Consider the following 1745-nt stretch of genomic DNA (forward strand, 5'->3'; position numbering starts at 1 on the left):
ACACCATAGTTGATGTAGCACACCTTAGCCGTGTCTTTTTCATCATTTTCCTCTTGGAAAAAGTCATCGGAAGGGAAACCAATCACCACTAAGCCTTTGTCTTTGTATTCTTTATGAAGTGCTTCGAGGGCCTTAAATTGCGGAGTGTAACCACAGTTACTCGCGGTGTTGACCAGTAACACTGGCTTGCCCTGAGTCAATTCACACAGATTAATTTTCTCATCCGAGTGCAATTTACGCACTTCAACATCCAGATAACTCGGGCAAGTTGCCGCAAATGCGCTAGTGCTTAACAGACTGGCAAAGATAACTAAGGGGAGTTTCATCATAATGTCCTTCTCATTGGGCGCGCCAAGATTGGCAAACTCGTTATTCTCTATTACGTCACTCGCTAATATAGAGATCATATTGAATAAAAAAATAAAAGCTACAGCGAGTTATCGATTGTCTTAAGTGATAAAAAAAGCAGCTCAAGGGAGCTGCTTTAACATCATCGCAGACAGGATTAATCCATATCCAAGGTTACGCCTTCCATAAAGCTTGAGCTGGTAGGCTCTTTGTTTTGTAGTTTAATCATTAAACGTAAGTCGTTTGGCGAGTCAGCATGGTGAAGCGCATCGGCATAGCTGATTTCCCCATCGATATAGAGTTGCAGCAAGGCTTGGTCGAAGGTTTGCATGCCCTGTTCATTCGATTTAGCCATGGTTTCTTTGAGCAAATGCAGCTCGTTTTTAGCAATCAAGCTCGCGACACGTGGCGTATTGATCAAGACTTCAATCGCCGCCCGTCGTCCTGTGCCATCGACTTTGGGCACCAATTGCTGTGCCACAATGCCGCGCAGGTTGAGTGACAAGTCGAATAGCAACTGCTGGTGTTTACTCTCAGGTACTAAGTGCATGATCCGGTCTAACGCTTGGTTAGCGTTGTTCGCGTGCAGGGTAGCCATACAGAGGTGACCCGTTTCGGCGAAGGAGAGCGCAAACTCCATGGTTTCTTGGGTTCGGATCTCACCAATCAAAATCACATCGGGCGCCTGACGCAGCGAACTCTTCAGCGCCGCATCAAAGGATTCTGTATCTATGCCCACTTCACGTTGAGTGATGATGCTTTTGCGATGATCGTGCACAAATTCCACCGGATCTTCGATGGTAAGGATATGACCACGGGCATGGGCATTACGATAACCCACTAACGCCGCTAAGGAGGTCGACTTACCTGTACCCGTTCCCCCCACCATGATGATAAGACCGCGTTTACTCATCACCAGATCTTTTAAAATCGGTGGTAATTTTAAGTCTTCCACCTCTGGGATCTTGGTCTCAATCCGGCGCATAACACATCCAGGAGATTCACGCTGCCAGAATGCACTGACGCGGAAACGCCCTAAATCCTTCACCGCAAAAGCAAAGTTACACTCGCGAGTCGTGTGAAACTCCTTCTTTTGTGCCTCAGTCATTACGGATTCGACAAAATCTAAAGACTGAGCGGGCGTGAAGGCACTCTCGGCTAACGGGCGTAACTCACCATCGATTTTGGCACTCGGCGGAAAACCTGCGGTAATAAACAAGTCCGAGGCTTTACGCTCCACCATGACTTTTAAAAACGGACGGACATCCATCATAAATCCTTAAAACGTCGCTTGTTTGTTTGAACTCTTCGACATGGCATCCTCACGGGTGATGAGGCCACGGTTGACTAAGTTTTGCAGACACTGTTCGAGCGTTTGCATGCCATGGGCCATACCC

2 protein-coding genes and 1 pseudogene are annotated in these 1745 nt (G+C 47.3%); all 3 read right to left on the bottom strand.

The features are described from left to right. On the bottom strand, positions 1-407 hold a 407-nt coding region (locus tag ACK5NH_RS09435; RefSeq protein WP_416919509.1), incomplete at its 3' end, for a glutathione peroxidase. A gap of 98 nt (positions 408-505) precedes the next feature. Then, positions 506-1618: a PilT/PilU family type 4a pilus ATPase gene (locus ACK5NH_RS09440; protein WP_011621983.1), complete on the bottom strand. Its 1113-nt coding sequence runs from the start codon at positions 1616-1618 to the stop codon at positions 506-508. 9 nt (positions 1619-1627) lie between these two features. Next, positions 1628-1745, bottom strand: a pseudogene (locus ACK5NH_RS09445) (twitching motility protein PilT); the annotation flags it as partial.

It is taken from the genome of Shewanella sp. (genome assembly GCF_047975355.1).
Classification (GTDB): Bacteria; Pseudomonadota; Gammaproteobacteria; order Enterobacterales; family Shewanellaceae; genus Shewanella.

Bases quoted from the DNA above. Each gene is read 5' to 3' on its own strand.
- ACK5NH_RS09440 (WP_011621983.1), bottom strand. From the start codon at position 1,618: ATGGATGTCCGTCCGTTTTTAAAAGTCATGGTGGAGCGTAAAGCCTCG.